A 16,911-nucleotide genomic window follows, 5' to 3' on the forward strand; every position below is an offset into this window, starting at 1 on the left:
AGATACCTGATCAGATTCGGGAAGGTACACCCCTTCCCGTCAGATCCACAGGTTTCAAGCATTGCTCGCCAGGGACGGCCAGAGGTAGTGGCCTCCCACATCTGGAACCCCCCGCCAGAGGGCCTACGGGTATGCCTCTACCGCATCACAAAGAAAACCCCGAGCACGGTCGACCCCGGGGTATGGCCATGGGAAAGCTCGAATCTTCGCGCATACTCAAGGGCAGCAAACTACGCACCCTGCTCAACGCCCTGGACACCGCACCAGCAAGCGACTGCCCGAGCAACCACACCCGGTTCGCAGTACTGACCCCCGGCTCCTGGGAGGCATACGTCGCGCTCGACGGGTGCCACAACCTCCGGCGCCCCGATAGAACCCTCGGCCGTCTCACCCCTGATGCCGTAGCACTCCTCACCAAGTGAAAAGACCTGCCAGACACCCGCCAATCGCATCGAAAACGCGCTTCGCGGCACTGCCGATTTGTGCTCATAGGGATCAAGGGCGGCGCTCCGCGCCGCCTCGCGGCCCTACGCCCGCTCGGCGGCCGGGCATGCGGCCTGGGGGCCGGTCCCGGCCGCCGGCAGCTCCGGCCACGCCCAGGCAGGGCACCGACTATTCCTCAGGCACCCGCCAGTCATCCGCCCACCAGCCGTCACCAATGGTGTCCTGTACAGCCGACACGATGACGTCATCGACTATTTTCGATCACGACCAGGTCCCATAACCCCTCGAAGTCGTGAGCATGGCAATGCGGGCAACCATCAAGAACGCCTTGGGCCAGCACGCGGTGATGTCCCCGTTCGCCTTCCACATCCCACGTGTAGTCCCAATTCAGCCTCTGGCCGACCTCATACTCATCAAGGTCGAGAGCACCGAACTTGAACTGCGCTCGCCACGTACCCGCCTCCCCGCACTTCGGACAGACAAGCGGTTCGGGCATCCTCACAACGCTGAACATCCCCATAAGCACCGATACTCCACGCCAGAGCGCTGGCCGGCCAACCCTTTTCGCCTCCGGCGGGGGCGCTCCGGCTCCGGGGTGACCGCCAAGGGCCTGCTCATCGTCGCTGGCCGTAGATGGCTGAGGTAGGGGCCTGATCACCCCGCCCGCCATCGACCCGGAACAAGCCGAGCAGACCAAGGCCGCCGGGTCCCCTTCAGGCGGGTCGACGGCATACGGGGTGATCAGGTCCATGGAAGGTTACGCACCGCGCCCCTAAGGCATGCAGTCCTCATCAGTGAGGACACCAACTCCTCGGTGCTCGGTGAGAAACGCGGTGACCTCGGCCAACGCTCCATACCGATCCTTTGGGTTGTCATCGTCCCGAGGCTGGAACGCCGCCAAAATCTCAGTGATCAGCTCCTCGTCGAGGACAGGAACGACGTATTCGTGCAGGGTGCCCCGGAGAAAGAGGAGGGCGTGGACCCGTCCGGTCGGGCTGGGAAGAGCTTCTTCGATAGCGTTGGTCATCTGCCCCAGCCAGATGCGGGGTGCACGCATCACCAGATCGTCAAGCAGCGGAGTCTCCTTGGCGTTCCACCATCTCCTGATCTCGTCGGCAGGAACCTCGTCACGGATGGCCACCAACCAGCAGCCGCTTGTCCAGCTCACGAGGCCATCATGGTGGCCTGAGGACGTGATCGTCGTGCAATTAGCGTGCAATTAGGCAGGGTGACGCGCGGTCAACCGCGGTCACTCGTGACCGGCCCCACGCGCAGGTCGGCACCCGTACGGGCCGTGATCCATGCGATTCCCAAGCTGACAGCGCGGGTTCGATTCCCGTCACCCGCTCCACGTACGAAGGCCCAGGTCAGGGAGTAGATCCCAACCCGGGCCTTGATTATTTTCTGGGCCGATTGATCTTCGTGGGCCATTAGCCCTTGGCCAGCTCACCGGAGCCAGCAGCCCGGCCGGGTCGTCGTCCTCGTCGTCGTCGCGCCGGATGATCTTCCGGTCGATGGCGTCCGTGATCGTCTTTGCCGCGCCCCGTACGGCGTGCTGATAGATGATCGCGGCTCGGACGTTGTCGTGACTCATCCGGGCCATGAGGTCCTTGAGCCCCGCGCCGGACTCTGCCGCGAGCATGCTGCTGGTGTGACGCAGATCATGGAAGTGGAGGCCGGGGAGGCCCATCTCCTTGACCACATCCACCCAGCGCGTACGGGTGTTGAATCCGCTCCGCCGCAGCGCCCCGCCTTTGGCGCCAGGGAAGAGCAGCGCGCCCGGCTCGTCCTGGACATAGGTCGCGATGTGCTCCCTGAGCGCCTGGACAACGGCTTGCGGGATGCCGACGACCCTCCGTCCCGCCTTCGACTTGGGCGGACCGAGAACCAGCTCACCCGTAGAGCGCTCGACGAAGGCGGCTCGGACGCGCACCGTCCCGGCGTCCAGGTCGAGGTCACTGGGACGGAGTGCGCTGACCTCACCCCATCGCAGGCTGGCGAAGGTGGCGAAGAGCACCAGGGCGCGGAACCGCCGATCCTGCGTGCAGTCAGTCGGCCCGACCATCCATGCCCATCTTCCACAGCGGCCGTTCGGCGTCCGCGCGGGTGCGGAAGACCTCGGGATGGGTGCGCATCTCGCCGTGCCGATGGAAACGCAGCCGGTACGCGCCGTTCTTGACCTTGCGGACATTGCCGACCGGACGACGGCCCACCCTCTCGGCCAGCTCGAAGACCTGGGCCACGGTAAGCACCGGGCGTTCCTCGGGATGCTCGTCGCCGGCCCCGCGGATCCGACACGGGTTGGCCGGAATCGTCCTCCTCGGCCGCCGTCATCAGCACCGCCCGAAGCGGCCGATACGCCTTGGCCGCCATCAACACTGAGACGCCATCGCCGAGCAGACCAAGGCCACCGGCGGGTAGGAGTCAGCCCCCCATACGGCCCTGCGATCGGGCTGTACGTCGAAAAGCTATGCGCCGGGGGCCACACGTCGTGGACACGACCGTTTAAACGAATCGTTGACAACAAACTATTGGTAGCCCATCCTGGGCGCATGTCCGAAGATCCATTCACTCCCCAAAATGCCGATCAGGTGCGGGCGCACCGCGTGTACGCCGCCCTCGCCCGCATCGCCGAACGGCACGCAGCGACGCGAGACCAGCGCGATCGTCAGGTCCACCCACAAGCCCTCGGCGCGCATGAGGCTGTCAGGCTGGTGTCGTTCCTCGCCGCGGGGACTGCACAGCACGACGACGAGCCGGAGGTCGACCAAGCCGACATCACCGCCGCACTCACCCTCATCCCGCTCGTGCGGGCCGAGATGGACCAGTTGGAAGCCGCCCTGCTGCTTATCGCACGAGGCCGTGGCCTCACTTGGCAGGAGATCGCCTTCGGGCTAGGGCTCGGTACCGCCCAGGCAGCCCAACAACGCTATGAACGGCTGGCCGGCCGCGTGGAGGCGAGCCAGGCGTAGTTTGCTTGGGCGATCGAGACGATGGACCTGTCCGCCAGACGTGCCCGTTGCGTGCCCGTTCGGTCGGCGACCAGCGGGGAATCACGGGAAGTCACGGTCACTCGACCGGCATACGTCCAGGTGAGTCTTTCCCCAGCCCAGGCCGCATGATCTTGAAAGACTTCCCAAGCTGACAGCGCGGGTTCGATTCCCGTCACCCGCTCCACGCTTGAAGGCCCAGGTCAGGGAGTAGATCCCCGGGCCTTGATTATTTTCTGGGCTGATTGATCTTCGCGGGCCATTAGTTCGCGATCGGCCCACCGACCCCGCCGAGCCGCCATCCCCATCGCGTCCGATGATCTACCGCTCGATCGCGTCCGTGATCGCCCTCTCGGCCCCGCGCACCGCCTGCTGATAGATCATGGCCGCCCGCACGTTGTCGTGCCCCATCCGGGCCATCAGGTCCCTGAGCCCCGCTCCGAACTCGGCCGCGATCATGTTGCCGCTGTGACGAAGGTCGCGGCGAGCACCCTCCTTTCGCCGGGCGAGGTTCCATTCCCGCCGGGTCAGACGAGGCGGGTGACTGTGCCGGTGTCAATCGAGTAGTACGCGCCGATGACTTTGAGCTCACCCTTAGCGACGCGAGGAGCGAAGAGCTTGTCCTTCTTGAGCTGGTTCACCACGTCGACGGTGTTGATGCGGATCATCTTGTCGACGTCGCCGCCCGAACGCGTGTAGGCCGAACGCAGGGCGACAGCGATCGCGCTCAGGTCGCCAGGCAGCTTCTTGTGCTCGTGCAGCGATTCTGCGGCGGCTGTGACGGCCCCACAGCGCTGATGGCCGAGCACGACGACGAGCGGGGTGCCGATTTCGGCTGGGCCGTACTCGGCGGCACCTGTCACCAGCGGGTCAATGGTCTGCGCGGCGGTCCGTATCACGAACAGGTCGCCCAGCCCGGTGTCGAAGACCAACTCGGGAGGGACCCGCGAGTCGATGCACGAGAATATGACCGCGAACGGGTTCTGCTTCTGCGCCACCTCTCTGCGGCGATCGACATCCTGGTGCGGGTGGGTGGCGGTGCCGTCCACCCAGCGGCGGTTGCCCTCGCGCAGGGTTGCCCACGCCTGGTCCGGGGTGGCGGGACGCCGGTCCGGCGCGGTCCCGTTCGACGACTGAGCGGTGCGGGCGAATACGGCGGTGCCCGCGGATGCCGCACCGGTCAGGAGGCCTCCGGCGACAATGCCGGCGCGCAGGAGGACTCGCCGGTTGATCATGTGATTTGGCGTGGAACAGGACGTGCTGCCATGCCGACACGCCAGGCGAGATGACACTCGGTGCATTCGATGCTACATATAGTCACATTTGCCACGATACACCCGCTTCGGCTGGCGAGGGTGAGGGCGATGTAGGCGCCCACCTGGTAGTGGTCCGACTGCCGGACGCGGACGCTGGTCCTTCACACGGATGAACTTCTCGGCGCACACGTGTTGCAGTCTCGCGAGACGAACGGATCCTCCGAGGGTGGTCGTCCTGTTCCTCGTGATCGCCGCGCTTGTCTGCGCTGACCGACCAGCGCGCGAGCCCATCAGTTCCAGAACTGGATCTTGTACAGCTCCACCCGGGCGATTGCGTAGGGGAAGCCGGCCTCCTGTTCGGTCTGAAGGATCTTGGTGGCCATCCGTGCAGACCAGGTCGTGTCACTCTGCCCCAGGTCGAACTCCACACGCCGTGTCGTCATAGACGATCCCCGGGGGCTCCTGGAGCCGCATCACGTCATCAAGACCGAAAACCCGGTGCGCGCCGGAGAAGGTGCCGCTGCCAGACCTGGTTTTCCTCGAAGTGGTTGTCGTAGAGGTCCTGGGCTTCGAGGATGCTCTCCAAGGCGGCCTCGCCCTTGGCGACGCGCTGCAGTTGGCGGAAGTACTCGAAGCGCTCTATTCCGGGCGTGACGACGATCAGCAGATCGGCCTCGGTTCCGGGGGCGGCGGCGAAGGCGTGGACGGCGCGAGGCGGGACCACGACCAGGTCTCCCTGCTCCGCCGTGAGGACGCGTTCTCCGGTGAGGATCTCGGCTGTCCCCTGCAGGACGTAGAAGAGCTCGCTGGCACTGGTGTGATGGTGCGGCGACGCTCCCGAGGCTCCCCGCCCCAGGGTGATCCGCTGAGCGCTGAGAGCTCCCCCAACCTGACTGCTGTCGGCATACAGTCGCCCGGTCACCTGGGCGGTCGTGAGGATCTCGGTCTCCGCCTCTCGTACCACCACGACGTCATGGGATGAAACAGGTAGTGACATATGACAGCGCCCCTTTCGCCGTCGACAGAGTGCCCCTCTGTGGCGACGTCGCCAACGCCTTCGGAGTGAGCCTGAGGGTCGCCTGACGCCGCCCCCTCGCACAGCTGTTGCCGTGCAGTCGCACTACCTGCCGCGGGGTGAGCGAGGGATCGTGGTGCAGGATCCGATCCTCCATCACGCGGATGCGAGGATCGGGGTCGAGACCGAACGCCTCGGCCATCTGCCTGCGTCCTTCGGCGATGAGGGACAGCGCGTCCGCCTGCCGGCCCGCCTGGTAGAGCGCGTGCGCGGTGAGCACACGCAACCGCTCCCGGTACGGGAAGGCCGCCAGCAGCCGTCCCAGTTCGGGGACCAGCACAGGGCCGAGCCCCTGAGCCAGATCGGCCTCCGCCGCGTCCTCGATGAGGCCCCTGTGCAACTCGGCCAGGTAGTGCGCCTCGTCACGGATCCATGGCCTGTCGGGAAAATCCTTTAGCGGCGCCCCGCGCCACTCGGCGAGTGCCTTGCGCAGATAGGCCGACGCCTGCGCGCTGTGGCCCGCGGCGAAGAGCTCGCGGCCCTCCTGCGCCAGGATGCGCACCCGTCCGATGTCCAGGGCCTCCTGCCGGACGGTCAGGCGGTAGCCCCTGGAGCGCCTGGTGAGGATCTCGTAGTCGCCGCGTCGCTCCGTACCCGGCTCGAGGATCCGGCGCAGCTTGGACACGTACGCATGCAGGCTGTTCACGGCGACGCGACTGTTCGCGGTCTCCGGCCAGATCACGTCGATGAGCTGCTCGATGTCGATGGTCTCATCTGCCCTGAGCATCAGCGCGCCAAGCACCATGCGCTGCTTTCTGGGGCCGAGATCAAGCGACGTGCCGTCAGTCGCCAGCACCGCCGTCTCACCAAGTAGCCGGAAGTCCATGATCTCCTCCATGAATGACGGAAGGCCCCTGGCCGGGGCCTTCCTCGGCCGGCCTGAATGAGAGCGGTTACTGTGCGGGACGGCCGATGAAGCTGGTCCGGTTCCGCTCAGCGATCTCGGTGATGAGCGGAGCCAGTTCCTCCATCGCGCGCCCGGGAGGAACGTTCGCGTCGAGGTCGGCGAAGAGCTTTCCGGTGCCGTCGGTCAGGCTGAAAGCCAGGAACTTCGCGGCCTTGCTGCGCACCTCGATGGTGTGCACGGCACCAGTGGGGACCGTGATCGACTCGCCGGGGCCCATCTCGTACCGCTTGGAGCCCACCTGAACTGACATCCTGCCGTGCAGCATGTAGTACGACTCAGGCCAGGGGTGCCGGTGCGGCGGGACGAAGCTACCTCGCTCGCCGTCGATCTCGAACAACTCGTACTCACCATTGGTGTGCTCCGCGCCGACCTTCACCGTCGCGGTGCTGTCGACCGTGAACAGCTCCCTGCCCTCGCCGGCAAGGCTGTGGTGAATCTGCTGGGACATCGAATCTCCTTCTGTGACACTGGGGTCGCAGTCCCCGGTGCTACCGGCATTGCGCTCTCACGTTAAGAACCGGGTGCGGCTGCGCTCCATCCCACGCGAAGGGGGATCTCGCCCGGCCGGCACCCCCAGGAATCTGGGATGGTGGCCGGCGGAGGACTCTTCGATACTGGGACCATGGTGAACCAGGCACGGGCCTGCGAGGCCAGGCGCGCCCTATCCGCCGTCGCGGCGGCCGGCCTGGGCCCCGCCGACGTCCAGCAGGAGGCGATCGACGTGGTCGGCCGGGTCGTGCCGTACGACGCCACCTGCTGGGCGGCTGTGGACCCGCAGACCATGCTGCCCACCGGTTCGGTGACGGTCGACCTCAACCCCTCCAAACAGCAGGAGGCACTGTTCGCCGAGATCGAGTACGGTCCTTCTGACTGCAACAGCTTCGCCGACCTCGCGCGGAGGCAGGTCCCCATCGGCCGGCTCTCCGACCAGCCGTTCGGCGAGGTCGTGCGCAGTCGGCGCGTCAACGAGCTCTACAAGTCCATCGGGGTGGCCTTCGACCTACGCGCGTCCTTCGTCAGCGACGGTGCCTGCTGGGGGATCGCCGGCCTGATGCGCGGCCCCGGCGGACCCGACTTCTCCACGGCCGAGGCAGACTTCCTGGCCTCGGTCGCTCCGCTGATCGGCATAGCGCTGCGGACGGCGAACAGGAGCAGGATGCCCGGCACCAGTGCGGGCTCCGGCGGCCCGGTCGTGATCGTGCTCGATGCCGGCGGCGAGTTCAAGGGCGCCACGCCCGCCGCCCTCGAATGGCTGGAGGCCTGGGAGGCGACACGCCCCGGCTGGCTCAACGTTGCACTGCAGGCGGTGGCCGCCGCGCTGTCCGGTTCCCCTACCGGCACGGCCTACGCCCGCATGCGTGACATCTCGGGGACCTGGGTCGCGCTCCGCGCCGCGCAGTTGATGCCCCTGGACTCGTCGGCCGAGCGGGTGCTCATCACCGTCGAACCGGTGCCCGCCGACGAGGTGATCGGCATCATGCTGACCTCCTACGCCCTCACCGCTCGGGAGCGAGAGGTGTGCGAGGAGGTCCTCACGGGACGTTCCACCGTCGAGATCGCCGATCGGTTGCATCTGTCGGCCTACACCATTCAGGACTACCTCAAATCGATCTTCGCGAAGGTCGGCGTGCGCAGCCGCAACCAGCTCGTCGGTCGTCTCCGCGGTTCCTGATCCAGGGACAGGAAGCTAGCGATGGAGCGTCGATCGCGTTTGACGACGTCTTCGGTCGTCTCTTTCGATCAGAGGGTCAGGTCGGGGCAAGCGAGGCTCGATCAAGGACCATTCCTCCTCAGTGAGGTCTCCACGCGCCATGGCTTACCGGCATCAGAGCTCAAGGCGCAGGTGAAACCTTCTGATCTCAAATCCGTACAGGCCCTGGTAGCCCTGCTTTCCTGGCGCGGTAGGACCTTGAGCTCGTGAGCCGACGTGCTGTTCATATGCACGATCCGGGTAGAGCTACAACTGACGCAGCACCTGCATGGCATCCCTCTCCATGCGCGAAAGATCATGGAGAATGACGCGGGCCTGCTCGAGATGCCCCACGTCTCCGCTCTCTCCAGCCTTCGTGATCAAGGTGGCCACGTCCGTCCACAGGGTGGCGGCCTCGGCGTACAGCTTGTGACCGGCGCGCAGGTTGCTGTCGTCGATCAGCTGGACGCACTCGCCGAGGAAGTCGCGATAGAGGGCACGAAACAAGGCACCGCCGGTGCCGGCTTTCTCCATGAGGAGGGCAGCTTGCGGTAGGTCCTGCTGCGGGTTGCCGGCGCGCAGCAGCCATTTGGGCACCTGCTTGGCGGCTTTCTCGATACCCCGGTGGCCCAGGTTCGCGATGGGAGCGGCCAGGAAGGCGTCGGCGCAGTCTTTGATGGCGGGGATGATCTGGTCCTGCCAGCAGGGCGAGTGCTCCGGCAGGGTGATGGTGAAGGATCGGTTTCTGGCGGTCATCGGGCCGCGTTCGGTCCGCGCCATGGCCAAGCTGGCCCTGCTGGTGCGCACCGCCCCTCCCTGCTGGTCGGTGTCCACCAGGTGGACGTCGTGCTCGTCGTAGCCGTACATGGCGACGACATGGCCGCCGAAGTGCACCTTGGACCGGAAGTACTCCAGGTGATAGCAGTCGAGTTGAAGGCCGACCGGCCGACCGGCATCGATGGGGGCGGCGACGTTCTCCCACGCCTTTCGCGGTGAGGTGGTCTCCTCGACGAGCAATGTCAGCCCCAGCCTGGCGGTCAGGTTCCTGGTGAGGTCGAAAGGCTTGACGCGGCCTCCGAGAAAGGGGAACCCCATGCCCTTGCTGTCCCAATAGATGAAGGACAGGCCCGAGCCCAGCCCGAACAGCATGGGCTCGGACAGATCAAGTCCCTCATGCCGCAACAGCACCCCCAGCGCCGTCGTCTCGCAGTGGTGCATGCCGCGAGCCTCGCTGTCCTTCACGATGGTCATACGTCGCTCTCCTCAACCCCTGGGCGATCAGCGTGCCGGCTACTTCCTTGACCAGCCACCAGGATCGTCAGGAGTAGCGTGAGGCCTCCCATAGGGGGAGAGTCCAGCCGCGTGATCCACACCTCGCCGGGGGTCGGCTCGGCGAGTGCCGACTCCCATCCGGCGGTCGGCCGATGCCCTCGATGCGGGAGGGCATGCCCACGCTGTAGTCGGGGGGCGTCACTCGCCCAGCCGGGGAAGTAGGCGGAGTTCTCCGGATCGACCACCGCCAGCCGTCCGGGCAGGCCGCCGGCACGGAGGCGGCGGCCGACGGCGGCCGCGCCGACCACGATCCAGCGTGGGCATTCTGTGACCCGCTCTAACAGCTCGTCGGCCAGGCTGCCCCCGCGCCACCCGACGGTCTTACGGAGACCGCTCTGTCATGATTCAACTACTAAAGAGCACCAACATAGGGGTGGGGCGCGCGAATGTCCGACGTCAAGGCCGAAATGCACCGCTATCTGCGGGAATCCAGGGAGCGCCTGCTCTCGAACCTGGACGGTCTGGGCGAGTACGATCTGCGCCGGCCGATGACTCCGACCGGCACCAACTTGCTTGGCCTAGTCAAACACCTTGCGGGCCTGGAATACCTCTACCTGGGGGAGTGCTTCAACCGACCCGCGCCGGAGACTCTGTCCTGGGTCGCGGACGGATCGATCTGGCAGGGCGCCGACATGTGGGCGACGGCCAGCGAGACCAGCGAATACGTCATCGGCCTTTACCGACGCGCCTGCGTCCACGCCGACCGGACCATCGACGAACTCGACTTGGCCGCACCCGGACAGGTGGCGCATTGGCCGCAGGAACGGCGCGACACGAGCTTGGGAGCGTTGCTGGCGCGGATGGTCGCAGAGACCGCCCAGCATGCCGGTCACGCGGACATCGTGCGGGAAATGATCGACGGACACGGCGGGTCCGACCACGACATGTTCGACGCGGAGGAGTGGAAGCGGTACGTCACTCGGATCCAAGCCACAGCGGACACCTTTGCCGCCACAGGCGACCCAGGCGTCTGTGTACGATCACGACCGCAGGGTTGATTGAGGCCCCGTGGACCATTCCGATGACTCCCTGGTGATCGTGGTGAAGGTCCAGACCGAGACAGCGCGCTGATCGCCCGTGCCGCCGGAGCATCAGGCCGGACGGTTCTCCATGGAGATCGACACTACTGAATGAGGCCCGTCCATCAGTTCCTCGTCCAGACACACGCCGCTTTCCATGTCGATCACGGCCAGGCACGCCGCAGTGATGTCCACCTGAGCCTCCGCCTCCTCGCTGTCGTAGCCGCTTACGAGGAACTCGGTGTAGGGGCTCAGGGGACCGAAACGATCCGTCCAGGGAGTGAAGGGTATGTATCCCGGCTCGGGATGCTCGAGGCACCCCTCAACCTCTCCGTAGCGGGCGTACATGATGGTGTTGCCTTCGATGTCGAAGGACAGATACCAGTGCCGGAATCCGTCGCCGGCGAGCCGATCGGTAATCTCCTGGCGCTCGACTGGATACCAGTCCAGGGTGACGACGCCGCTGCCGACCTGGTAGAGAGAAAGTCGATCACTATCGGGCGGCCCCCCGGGACCTCGAACCGCGGCGGGGGTGGCTCCGAGACGGCGCATGACATCCTCGATCGTGAGGACGCCGGAGTCGGGGATCGTCACTGTGTACGCGAAGGTGCCGAGACAGAGGCGTTCCAGCATCGCGTCGTAACGGGCGACGATCTCATCGAACACGGGTCGATCAACCTTTCTGGACGGGCCGGAGGCTCCCAGTATCAAGGACCGGCCTGCGACCCCAAGAGACCATCCTCGGAGCCGTCCGTGCCAGATGCGTGCCAGATGCGTGCCAGATGCGTGCCAGATCGAACGGCGATCACCAGGGACCGGCGGGTACCGCATCCGTGATCGTCCTGCCGACGGCTCGTACGGCGTGCCGGCAGATCATCGCCGCGCACGTTGTCATGACCCACCCGGGCCATCAGGTCCTTGTGCTCGGCACCCGGCTCGGCGGTGGGCATTGCGCCTTGCGGGTCGAAAATGAGAACGGGTGGGTGGCTCAGCGAAAACTAGACTTGCGCCATGCCCATCTACCTGAGCCTCCTCGACGGCGTGCGGTGGCGAGGGCAGCCGGTGGTCGGCGAGAGGGCTCAGGCGCTGCTCGCAGCCCTCGCACTCGCCTGCCGGACCGTGAACGCGGACCGGCTCGTCGCAGAGGTATGGGGGGACGACGAACCGGCCAATCCGGCGAAAGCGCTGCAGGTCCTGGTGTCGCGGACCAGGGGGGTCGTGGGGTCGGAGGCGCTCGTCACGGAAGGGGGCGGCTACCGGCTCGAGGTTCCGCCCGACCGGGTCGACGCCGGCAGGCTGCACGATCTGGCAAGCCGGGCGCGGGCGCTGCTCGTCGAGAATCCGGCCGCGGCGGCCGCGGCCGCGGAGGAGGCGCTCGCGCAGGGCATCGGGGCGCTGCCGCCCGAGGGCGGCGGCCCGCTGGCCGAGGTGCGCCGGCTCGCGGAACGCGACCTGGCGTCCGCGCGGCTCGTGCTCTCCCGGGCCCGGAGCCGGAGCGGCGACCACGGCCCCGCCCTGCCCGGCCTCGAGGAGGCCGTGCGCGTCCACCCCGAGGACGAGGGGCTGCTCACCGACCTCCTGCGCAGCGAGGCGGCGGTGCGCGGGACGGGCGCCGCGCTGGACCGCTTCGAGCGCTACCGGTCGGACCTGCGTGAGCGGGTCGGCGCCGACGTCGGCCCGGAGCTGCGGCGGGTCCACCAGGAGCTGCTGGCGCTCGACAGCCCCGTACGTGCCGGCGTGCGGTTCGACACGACCCCGCTGCTCGGCCGCGGCGACGACCTCCGACGGGTGCGGGCACTGCTCGCCGCCTCCCGGGTGGTCTCGATCCTCGGCCCGGGCGGGCTCGGCAAGACCCGGCTCGGCCATGCCGTCGCCCGCGAGGCCCAGCAGCCGGTGGTGCACTTCGTCGAGCTGGTCGGCGTGACCGCGGCCGAGGACCTGGTCGGCGAGGTCGGGTCGGCGCTCGGCGTCCGCGACTCGGTGACCGGACGCCGCACGCTCACCCCGCAGCAGCGCGCCGACATCCGGGCCCGGATCGCCCAGCAGCTCGACGTGGCCCCGACACTGCTGGTGCTCGACAACTGCGAGCATCTCGTGGAGGCGGTCGCCGACCTGGTCGCCTATCTGACCGCGACCACGCGGGAGCTCCGCGTTCTCACCACGACCCGCTCACCGCTGGCGATCGCCGCCGAACGCGTCTACCCGCTGCCCCAGCTGGGAACCGGCGACGCCGTCGAGCTGTTCCGCGACCGCGCGACCGCGGCCCGGCCCGGTGTACGCCTCCACGAGGAGGATGTGCGCGCCGTCGTGGCCCGCCTGGACGGCCTTCCGCTCGCGATCGAACTGGCCGCCGCGAAGGTGAGGGTGATGTCCCCGGTCGAGATCGCCCGCCGGCTGGAGGACAGGTTCGCGTTGCTGCGCGGCGGCGACCGGAGCGCGCCCTCACGGCACCAGACGCTGCTGGCGGTGATCGACTGGTCGTGGAACCTTCTCGGCGAGCGGCAGCGCCGGGCCCTGCGCCGCCTCTCGGCCTTCCCGGACGGCTTCGCCCTCGACGCGGCGGAGGAGGTGCTCGGCGGAGACGCTCTCGGCGACATCGAGGAGCTCGTGGAGCAGTCCCTGCTCACCGTCGTGGAGACGGCCGACGGCGTCCGGTACCGCATGCTGGAGACGGTGCGCGAGTTCGGCCGGGTGCGGCTGGACTCGGCCGGCGAGACCGCCGAGGCGCGGGCCGCCGTGCGCGCGTGGGCCGTCGGTTACGCCGACCGGCACGGCGTTCGGCTGTACTCGCCGGAGCAGGTCGACGCGGTGGACCGGCTGCGTTCGGAGGAGACGAACCTCGCCGACATCCTGCGCGAGGCCCTCGCCGACCCCGACCCGGAAGCGGTGGTCGTGCTGTTCTCCACTCTGGACGGCTACTGGAAGATTCGTGGGGATCATCCGCGCGGCATCGTCCTCACCCCGGCCGTCGCCGCCGCGCTGACCGACTGGACACCACCGCCCCGGCTCCTCGACCGGGCCCGGGTGGCCCTGAGCATGGCGCTGTTCAACACCCTCATGATCTCCGCCGAAGAGATCGGGGGGCTGGCACGGATGTTGTCCGCGCTGGGAGCCGACTCGGCGAACCCGGCCGTCCGGGCGCTGGTGACCGCGCTGCTCACCACGGTGGCGAACCCCGAGAACGGCTTCGACACGCTGATCGCCGATCCCGACCCCATGATCCGCCAGATCGCGCTGCACTGGCTGAGCCACGGCCTGGAGAACGCCGGCGACCCGGCCGGCGCGATCGAAGCGGCCCGGGCCGCCCTCCAGCTCGTCGGTGACGACGACGGCCCCTGGCGCCGCGCCGTGCTGCACACCCAGCTCGCCGGCCTGTACGCGCATCTCGGTGACTCCGCGTCGGCTTCCGGACACGCCACCGAGGCGCTCCCGGTGCTCGAACGCCTCGGGGCGGTGGACGACGCCATCCAGCTCCGCGCCGCCCTCGCCATGGCGGCGCTCACCGAGGGGCGCCGTGACGAGGCCGCACGGATGATCGACGACCTGGAGGCGCTCGCCTCCCAGGGCACCTACGGCGGGGTCCTGTCGGCCACCGTCGGCAGAGCCCAGCTGGCCCTCGTCGACGGAGACATCGCCGAGGGACTGCGGCGGCACCGCGAGACCGCCGAGGTGCTCCGGAACCTGCGCGTCCCGGGCACGCCGGACGGTTTCACACCGTGGACCATCCTGGGCGAGGTCATCGCGCTCTCGGCGTTCGCGCAGTACGGCGAGGGCGACGACGGCGCGGACTTCTTCGCGTCGCTCCGGACCAAGGTCCTGATCATATTCGGTCCGGACCACACGTTCAGGGACTTCCCGGTGGTGGGGATGGTGCTCGCCGGGCTGGGCATCTGGGGCCTGCTGAAGGGGGCGCTGCCCGCCGAGGAGGCGGTCCGGCTGCTCGTGCTCGCCGACCGGTTCGCCTACAACCGGTTCACTCCGACGATGCAGTGGTCGGTGCTGTCCGCGCACGCCGAGCGGATCGCTCCCGGCATGTTGTCGCGGATCGGGGCCGAATACGGCGAACGGCGCGGCCCCGACCTGCTGGCCGAGGCCCTTACCGTCCTGGAGCGGGTGGGCTGACACCGTCTACATCTTGCGGGAGTACGAGCGGACCGCCAGCGGAGCGAAGATCACGACGACGACCACGCAGCCGACGAGCGCCCAGCCGACCTCGGCCGTCACGGCCCCGTCGTTGAACAGGTCACGCACTGCGGAGACGACGTGTGACACCGGGTTGACCTTCACGAACGCCTCCAGCCAGCCGGGCAGCGTCTCCGCGGGGACGAAGGCGTTGGACAGGAAGGTGAGCGGGAACATGATCATCATCGAGATGCCCTGGACGCTCTGCGCGGAACGCGCCATCGTGCCCAGCCAGGTGAAGATCCACGCCAGTGACCAGCCTGAGATCACGGTGAGGGCGACGCCGCCGACGCAGCCGAGCACGCCGCCGCCGGGGCGGTAACCGATGACCAGGCCGGTGACGAGCGTCAGCACCGACGCGATGCCGTAACGGATCAGGTCGGCGATCATCGGCCCCGCCAGGGGGGCGATCCTCGCGATCGGCAGGGACTTGAAGCGGTCGAACACCCCCTTGTCCATGTCTTCGCGCAACTGCACGCCGGTCGCCATGCAGACGGTCAGGGCCGTCTGGGCGAGGATGCCGGGGATCAGTACCGGGAGGTAGTCCGACACGCTGCCGGAGATCGCACCGCCGAAGATGAACGCGAACATCGCGGTGAACAGCAGGGGCTGGATGAGGACGTCGAAGAACTGCTCGGGCTTGCGGCGCATCTTCTTCAGGGCTCGCCGTGCCATCGCCAGGACCTGGACCCAGGTCTCCTGGACCGAGCTGCGGGACGTGGTGCGGGCGACCACGGCGGCCGGATCGACGCGCCGGGGGGCGAGGGGGGTCGCGGTCATGGTGCTCGTCGTGGTCATCGGGCCGCCTCCATCTGGGGTTCGTCGACGGCGCCGTGGCCGGTCAGCGCCAGGAAGACCTCGTCCAGCGTCGGTTTGGCGACGCTCACCGAGGAGATGCCGAGGCCTGCTTCCCGCAGGCCGATCAGGACGTCCGCGGCCCGGTTGGGGTCGGGGAGGGGGATGTTCATACGTCCTGATTCCGGGGTCAGGACCGGCTCCTCACCCAGCAGTCGGCGGACGACGTCCGCGGCCAGGGCGATGTCGGAGCCGTCGGCGAGGCTGAGCTGCAGGGTCGAGTCGCCCACCTGGGTCTTCAGGGCGTCGGGGGTGTCTTCGGCGACCTTCCGGCCTCGGTCGATCACGGCAACACGATCGGCCAGTTGGTCGGCCTCGTCCAGATATTGGGTGGTAAGGAGGATCGTGGAGCCGTCGGTGACCAACTCCCGGATGGTGTCCCACATCTGGCCCCGGGTTCTCGGATCAAGGCCGGTCGTGGGCTCGTCCAGGAAGATCAGGGGTGGACGGGTGATCAGGCTCGACGCGAGGTCCAGGCGGCGGCGCATGCCACCGCTGAACTGGGACAGGGGACGGTCTGCCGCCTCCTGAAGGCCGAATCGTTCGAGCAACTTGACGGCTACGGCCTTGGCTCGGGTGCCGGTCAGGCCTTGTAGACGGGCGAACAGCCAGAGGTTCTCCCGGGCGGTCAGGTCCTCGTCCACCGAGGCGTACTGGCCGGTGACGCCCACCAGTTGTCGGATGCGGTGGGGTTCCCGCCGGACGTCGACGCCGAAGATCTCCGCGTGGCCGCCGTCGATCGGGAGCAGGGTGGCGAGCATCCGGAGCATCGTGGTCTTACCCGCTCCGTTGGGGCCCAGGACTCCGAAGATCTCGCCTTGCCGTACGTGAAGGTCGATTCCGTCCACGGCCCGGAAGTCTCCGAAGTTCTTGACCAGACTCTCGGCCCTGACGGCACTGAGGTCCGCCATGACGCGTCTCCTCTCTCCGCCGGGTACCTCCCGGCGTCCGAGGAGAGCGTCCGCGTTGTCGGCTTCATCGCGGCTTCACGGTGGTTTCACCCCTGACCTGGCGGTTTCACCGGCTCCGGTGTGCTCCTCCACTACGGCATGTCTTCGCCATCCGCGGCCACATCTTCACCGTCCGAGAGAAGGGCCCGCGCGTTGTCCCGCGCCATCGAGCCGACGGGTTGAGGATCGTGGTCCCCTGGCACCAGGCGGG

At 67.7% G+C, this 16,911-nt stretch carries 19 protein-coding genes; 5 read left to right on the forward strand and 14 right to left on the reverse strand.

Annotated features, from left to right (window positions below):
- The first annotated feature begins 188 nt into the window (after window positions 1-188).
- Window positions 189-422 carry a hypothetical protein gene (locus IMZ11_RS01850; protein WP_228637111.1) on the forward strand — a complete coding sequence of 78 codons (234 nt, stop codon included), beginning with the start codon at window positions 189-191 and terminating at the stop codon, window positions 420-422.
- 266 nt (window positions 423-688) lie between these two features.
- Here IMZ11_RS01850 and IMZ11_RS01855 read toward each other — a convergent pair whose 3' ends face one another.
- The 4 genes from IMZ11_RS01855 to IMZ11_RS01870 form a co-directional block, all read right to left on the reverse strand.
- Window positions 689-940, reverse strand: a complete 252-nt coding sequence (locus IMZ11_RS01855) for a hypothetical protein (protein WP_228637113.1) — start codon at window positions 938-940, stop codon at window positions 689-691.
- A 276-nt stretch (window positions 941-1,216) separates the two neighbouring features.
- Window positions 1,217-1,612 carry a hypothetical protein gene (locus tag IMZ11_RS01860; RefSeq protein WP_228637115.1) on the reverse strand — a complete coding sequence of 132 codons (396 nt, stop codon included), beginning with the start codon at window positions 1,610-1,612 and terminating at the stop codon, window positions 1,217-1,219.
- 171 nt (window positions 1,613-1,783) lie between these two features.
- Window positions 1,784-2,509: a site-specific integrase gene (locus tag IMZ11_RS01865; protein WP_228637118.1), complete on the reverse strand. Its 726-nt coding sequence runs from the start codon at window positions 2,507-2,509 to the stop codon at window positions 1,784-1,786.
- Window positions 2,493-2,696: a hypothetical protein gene (locus IMZ11_RS01870; protein ID WP_228637120.1), complete on the reverse strand. Its 204-nt coding sequence runs from the start codon at window positions 2,694-2,696 to the stop codon at window positions 2,493-2,495. Before IMZ11_RS01870 ends, IMZ11_RS01865 begins: the two co-directional genes overlap by 17 nt.
- A gap of 300 nt (window positions 2,697-2,996) precedes the next feature.
- Here IMZ11_RS01870 and IMZ11_RS01875 point away from each other — a divergent pair, with 300 nt between their 5' ends.
- A complete protein-coding gene (locus IMZ11_RS01875; protein ID WP_228637122.1) occupies window positions 2,997-3,416 on the forward strand; it encodes a DNA-binding protein in 420 nt (139 codons plus the stop codon).
- Window positions 3,417-3,755: 339 nt separating this feature from the next.
- Here IMZ11_RS01875 and IMZ11_RS01880 read toward each other — a convergent pair whose 3' ends face one another.
- The 6 genes from IMZ11_RS01880 to IMZ11_RS01905 all read right to left on the reverse strand — a co-directional run bounded on the left by IMZ11_RS01880 (window position 3,756) and on the right by IMZ11_RS01905 (window position 7,120).
- Entirely contained in the window at window positions 3,756-3,893 is a 138-nt protein-coding gene (locus IMZ11_RS01880; RefSeq protein ID WP_228637124.1) for a hypothetical protein, read from the reverse strand.
- 68 nt (window positions 3,894-3,961) lie between these two features.
- Window positions 3,962-4,669, reverse strand: a complete 708-nt coding sequence (locus tag IMZ11_RS01885) for a carbonic anhydrase (protein WP_228637126.1) — start codon at window positions 4,667-4,669, stop codon at window positions 3,962-3,964.
- 311 nt (window positions 4,670-4,980) lie between these two features.
- Window positions 4,981-5,133: a hypothetical protein gene (locus tag IMZ11_RS01890; protein ID WP_228637129.1), complete on the reverse strand. Its 153-nt coding sequence runs from the start codon at window positions 5,131-5,133 to the stop codon at window positions 4,981-4,983.
- A gap of 38 nt (window positions 5,134-5,171) precedes the next feature.
- On the reverse strand, window positions 5,172-5,657 hold the full coding sequence (locus IMZ11_RS01895; protein WP_228637132.1) for a cupin domain-containing protein: 486 nt from the start codon (window positions 5,655-5,657) through the stop codon (window positions 5,172-5,174).
- Window positions 5,658-5,661: 4 nt separating this feature from the next.
- The gene (locus IMZ11_RS01900) at window positions 5,662-6,591 is read right to left on the reverse strand and encodes an AfsR/SARP family transcriptional regulator (RefSeq protein ID WP_228637135.1); all 930 of its coding nucleotides are present in this window, start codon (window positions 6,589-6,591) and stop codon (window positions 5,662-5,664) included.
- Window positions 6,592-6,658: 67 nt separating this feature from the next.
- Window positions 6,659-7,120, reverse strand: a complete 462-nt coding sequence (locus IMZ11_RS01905) for a cupin domain-containing protein (RefSeq protein WP_061253105.1) — start codon at window positions 7,118-7,120, stop codon at window positions 6,659-6,661.
- 174 nt (window positions 7,121-7,294) lie between these two features.
- On the opposite strand from IMZ11_RS01905, the gene IMZ11_RS01910 reads away from it, so the two are divergent.
- Complete coding sequence (locus tag IMZ11_RS01910) at window positions 7,295-8,344, forward strand: helix-turn-helix transcriptional regulator (protein WP_228637138.1); 1,050 nt, start codon at window positions 7,295-7,297, stop codon at window positions 8,342-8,344.
- Window positions 8,345-8,629: 285 nt separating this feature from the next.
- On the opposite strand, the gene IMZ11_RS01915 is transcribed toward IMZ11_RS01910, so the two are convergent.
- Entirely contained in the window at window positions 8,630-9,613 is a 984-nt protein-coding gene (locus IMZ11_RS01915) for a BtrH N-terminal domain-containing protein (protein ID WP_228637140.1), read from the reverse strand.
- 467 nt (window positions 9,614-10,080) lie between these two features.
- On the opposite strand from IMZ11_RS01915, the gene IMZ11_RS01925 reads away from it, so the two are divergent.
- A complete protein-coding gene (locus tag IMZ11_RS01925; RefSeq protein WP_228637143.1) occupies window positions 10,081-10,692 on the forward strand; it encodes a DinB family protein in 612 nt (203 codons plus the stop codon).
- A gap of 93 nt (window positions 10,693-10,785) precedes the next feature.
- Here IMZ11_RS01925 and IMZ11_RS01930 read toward each other — a convergent pair whose 3' ends face one another.
- Window positions 10,786-11,379 carry a hypothetical protein gene (locus IMZ11_RS01930; RefSeq protein ID WP_228637146.1) on the reverse strand — a complete coding sequence of 198 codons (594 nt, stop codon included), beginning with the start codon at window positions 11,377-11,379 and terminating at the stop codon, window positions 10,786-10,788.
- Window positions 11,380-11,724: 345 nt separating this feature from the next.
- On the opposite strand from IMZ11_RS01930, the gene IMZ11_RS01935 reads away from it, so the two are divergent.
- Entirely contained in the window at window positions 11,725-14,835 is a 3,111-nt protein-coding gene (locus IMZ11_RS01935) for a BTAD domain-containing putative transcriptional regulator (protein ID WP_228637150.1), read from the forward strand.
- A 6-nt stretch (window positions 14,836-14,841) separates the two neighbouring features.
- Here the strand turns inward: IMZ11_RS01935 and IMZ11_RS01940 are convergent, their stop codons facing one another.
- Together IMZ11_RS01940 and IMZ11_RS01945 are read right to left on the reverse strand one after the other, a co-directional pair.
- On the reverse strand, window positions 14,842-15,693 hold the full coding sequence (locus IMZ11_RS01940) for an ABC transporter permease (RefSeq protein ID WP_228637155.1): 852 nt from the start codon (window positions 15,691-15,693) through the stop codon (window positions 14,842-14,844).
- The gene (locus IMZ11_RS01945) at window positions 15,690-16,661 is read right to left on the reverse strand and encodes an ATP-binding cassette domain-containing protein (protein WP_228637157.1); all 972 of its coding nucleotides are present in this window, start codon (window positions 16,659-16,661) and stop codon (window positions 15,690-15,692) included. Before IMZ11_RS01945 ends, IMZ11_RS01940 begins: the two co-directional genes overlap by 4 nt.
- Window positions 16,662-16,911 lie beyond the last annotated feature (250 nt).

Source organism: Microtetraspora sp. AC03309 (genome assembly GCF_020826795.1).
Taxonomy (GTDB): domain Bacteria; phylum Actinomycetota; class Actinomycetes; order Streptosporangiales; family Streptosporangiaceae; genus Microtetraspora; species Microtetraspora glauca.

Bases quoted from the DNA above. Each gene is read 5' to 3' on its own strand.
- IMZ11_RS01925 (WP_228637143.1), top strand. From the start codon at position 10,081: ATGTCCGACGTCAAGGCCGAAATGCACCGCTATCTGCGGGAATCCAGG.
- IMZ11_RS01850 (WP_228637111.1), top strand. From the start codon at position 189: ATGGGAAAGCTCGAATCTTCGCGCATACTCAAGGGCAGCAAACTACGC.
- IMZ11_RS01880 (WP_228637124.1), bottom strand. From the start codon at position 3,893: ATGATCGCGGCCGAGTTCGGAGCGGGGCTCAGGGACCTGATGGCCCGG.
- IMZ11_RS01885 (WP_228637126.1), bottom strand. From the start codon at position 4,669: ATGATCAACCGGCGAGTCCTCCTGCGCGCCGGCATTGTCGCCGGAGGC.
- IMZ11_RS01935 (WP_228637150.1), top strand. From the start codon at position 11,725: ATGCCCATCTACCTGAGCCTCCTCGACGGCGTGCGGTGGCGAGGGCAG.
- IMZ11_RS01945 (WP_228637157.1), bottom strand. From the start codon at position 16,661: ATGGCGGACCTCAGTGCCGTCAGGGCCGAGAGTCTGGTCAAGAACTTC.
- IMZ11_RS01865 (WP_228637118.1), bottom strand. From the start codon at position 2,509: ATGGTCGGGCCGACTGACTGCACGCAGGATCGGCGGTTCCGCGCCCTG.
- IMZ11_RS01890 (WP_228637129.1), bottom strand. From the start codon at position 5,133: ATGACGACACGGCGTGTGGAGTTCGACCTGGGGCAGAGTGACACGACC.
- IMZ11_RS01915 (WP_228637140.1), bottom strand. From the start codon at position 9,613: ATGACCATCGTGAAGGACAGCGAGGCTCGCGGCATGCACCACTGCGAG.
- IMZ11_RS01905 (WP_061253105.1), bottom strand. From the start codon at position 7,120: ATGTCCCAGCAGATTCACCACAGCCTTGCCGGCGAGGGCAGGGAGCTG.
- IMZ11_RS01855 (WP_228637113.1), bottom strand. From the start codon at position 940: ATGCCCGAACCGCTTGTCTGTCCGAAGTGCGGGGAGGCGGGTACGTGG.
- IMZ11_RS01910 (WP_228637138.1), top strand. From the start codon at position 7,295: ATGGTGAACCAGGCACGGGCCTGCGAGGCCAGGCGCGCCCTATCCGCC.
- IMZ11_RS01875 (WP_228637122.1), top strand. From the start codon at position 2,997: ATGTCCGAAGATCCATTCACTCCCCAAAATGCCGATCAGGTGCGGGCG.
- IMZ11_RS01940 (WP_228637155.1), bottom strand. From the start codon at position 15,693: ATGACCACGACGAGCACCATGACCGCGACCCCCCTCGCCCCCCGGCGC.
- IMZ11_RS01900 (WP_228637135.1), bottom strand. From the start codon at position 6,591: ATGGACTTCCGGCTACTTGGTGAGACGGCGGTGCTGGCGACTGACGGC.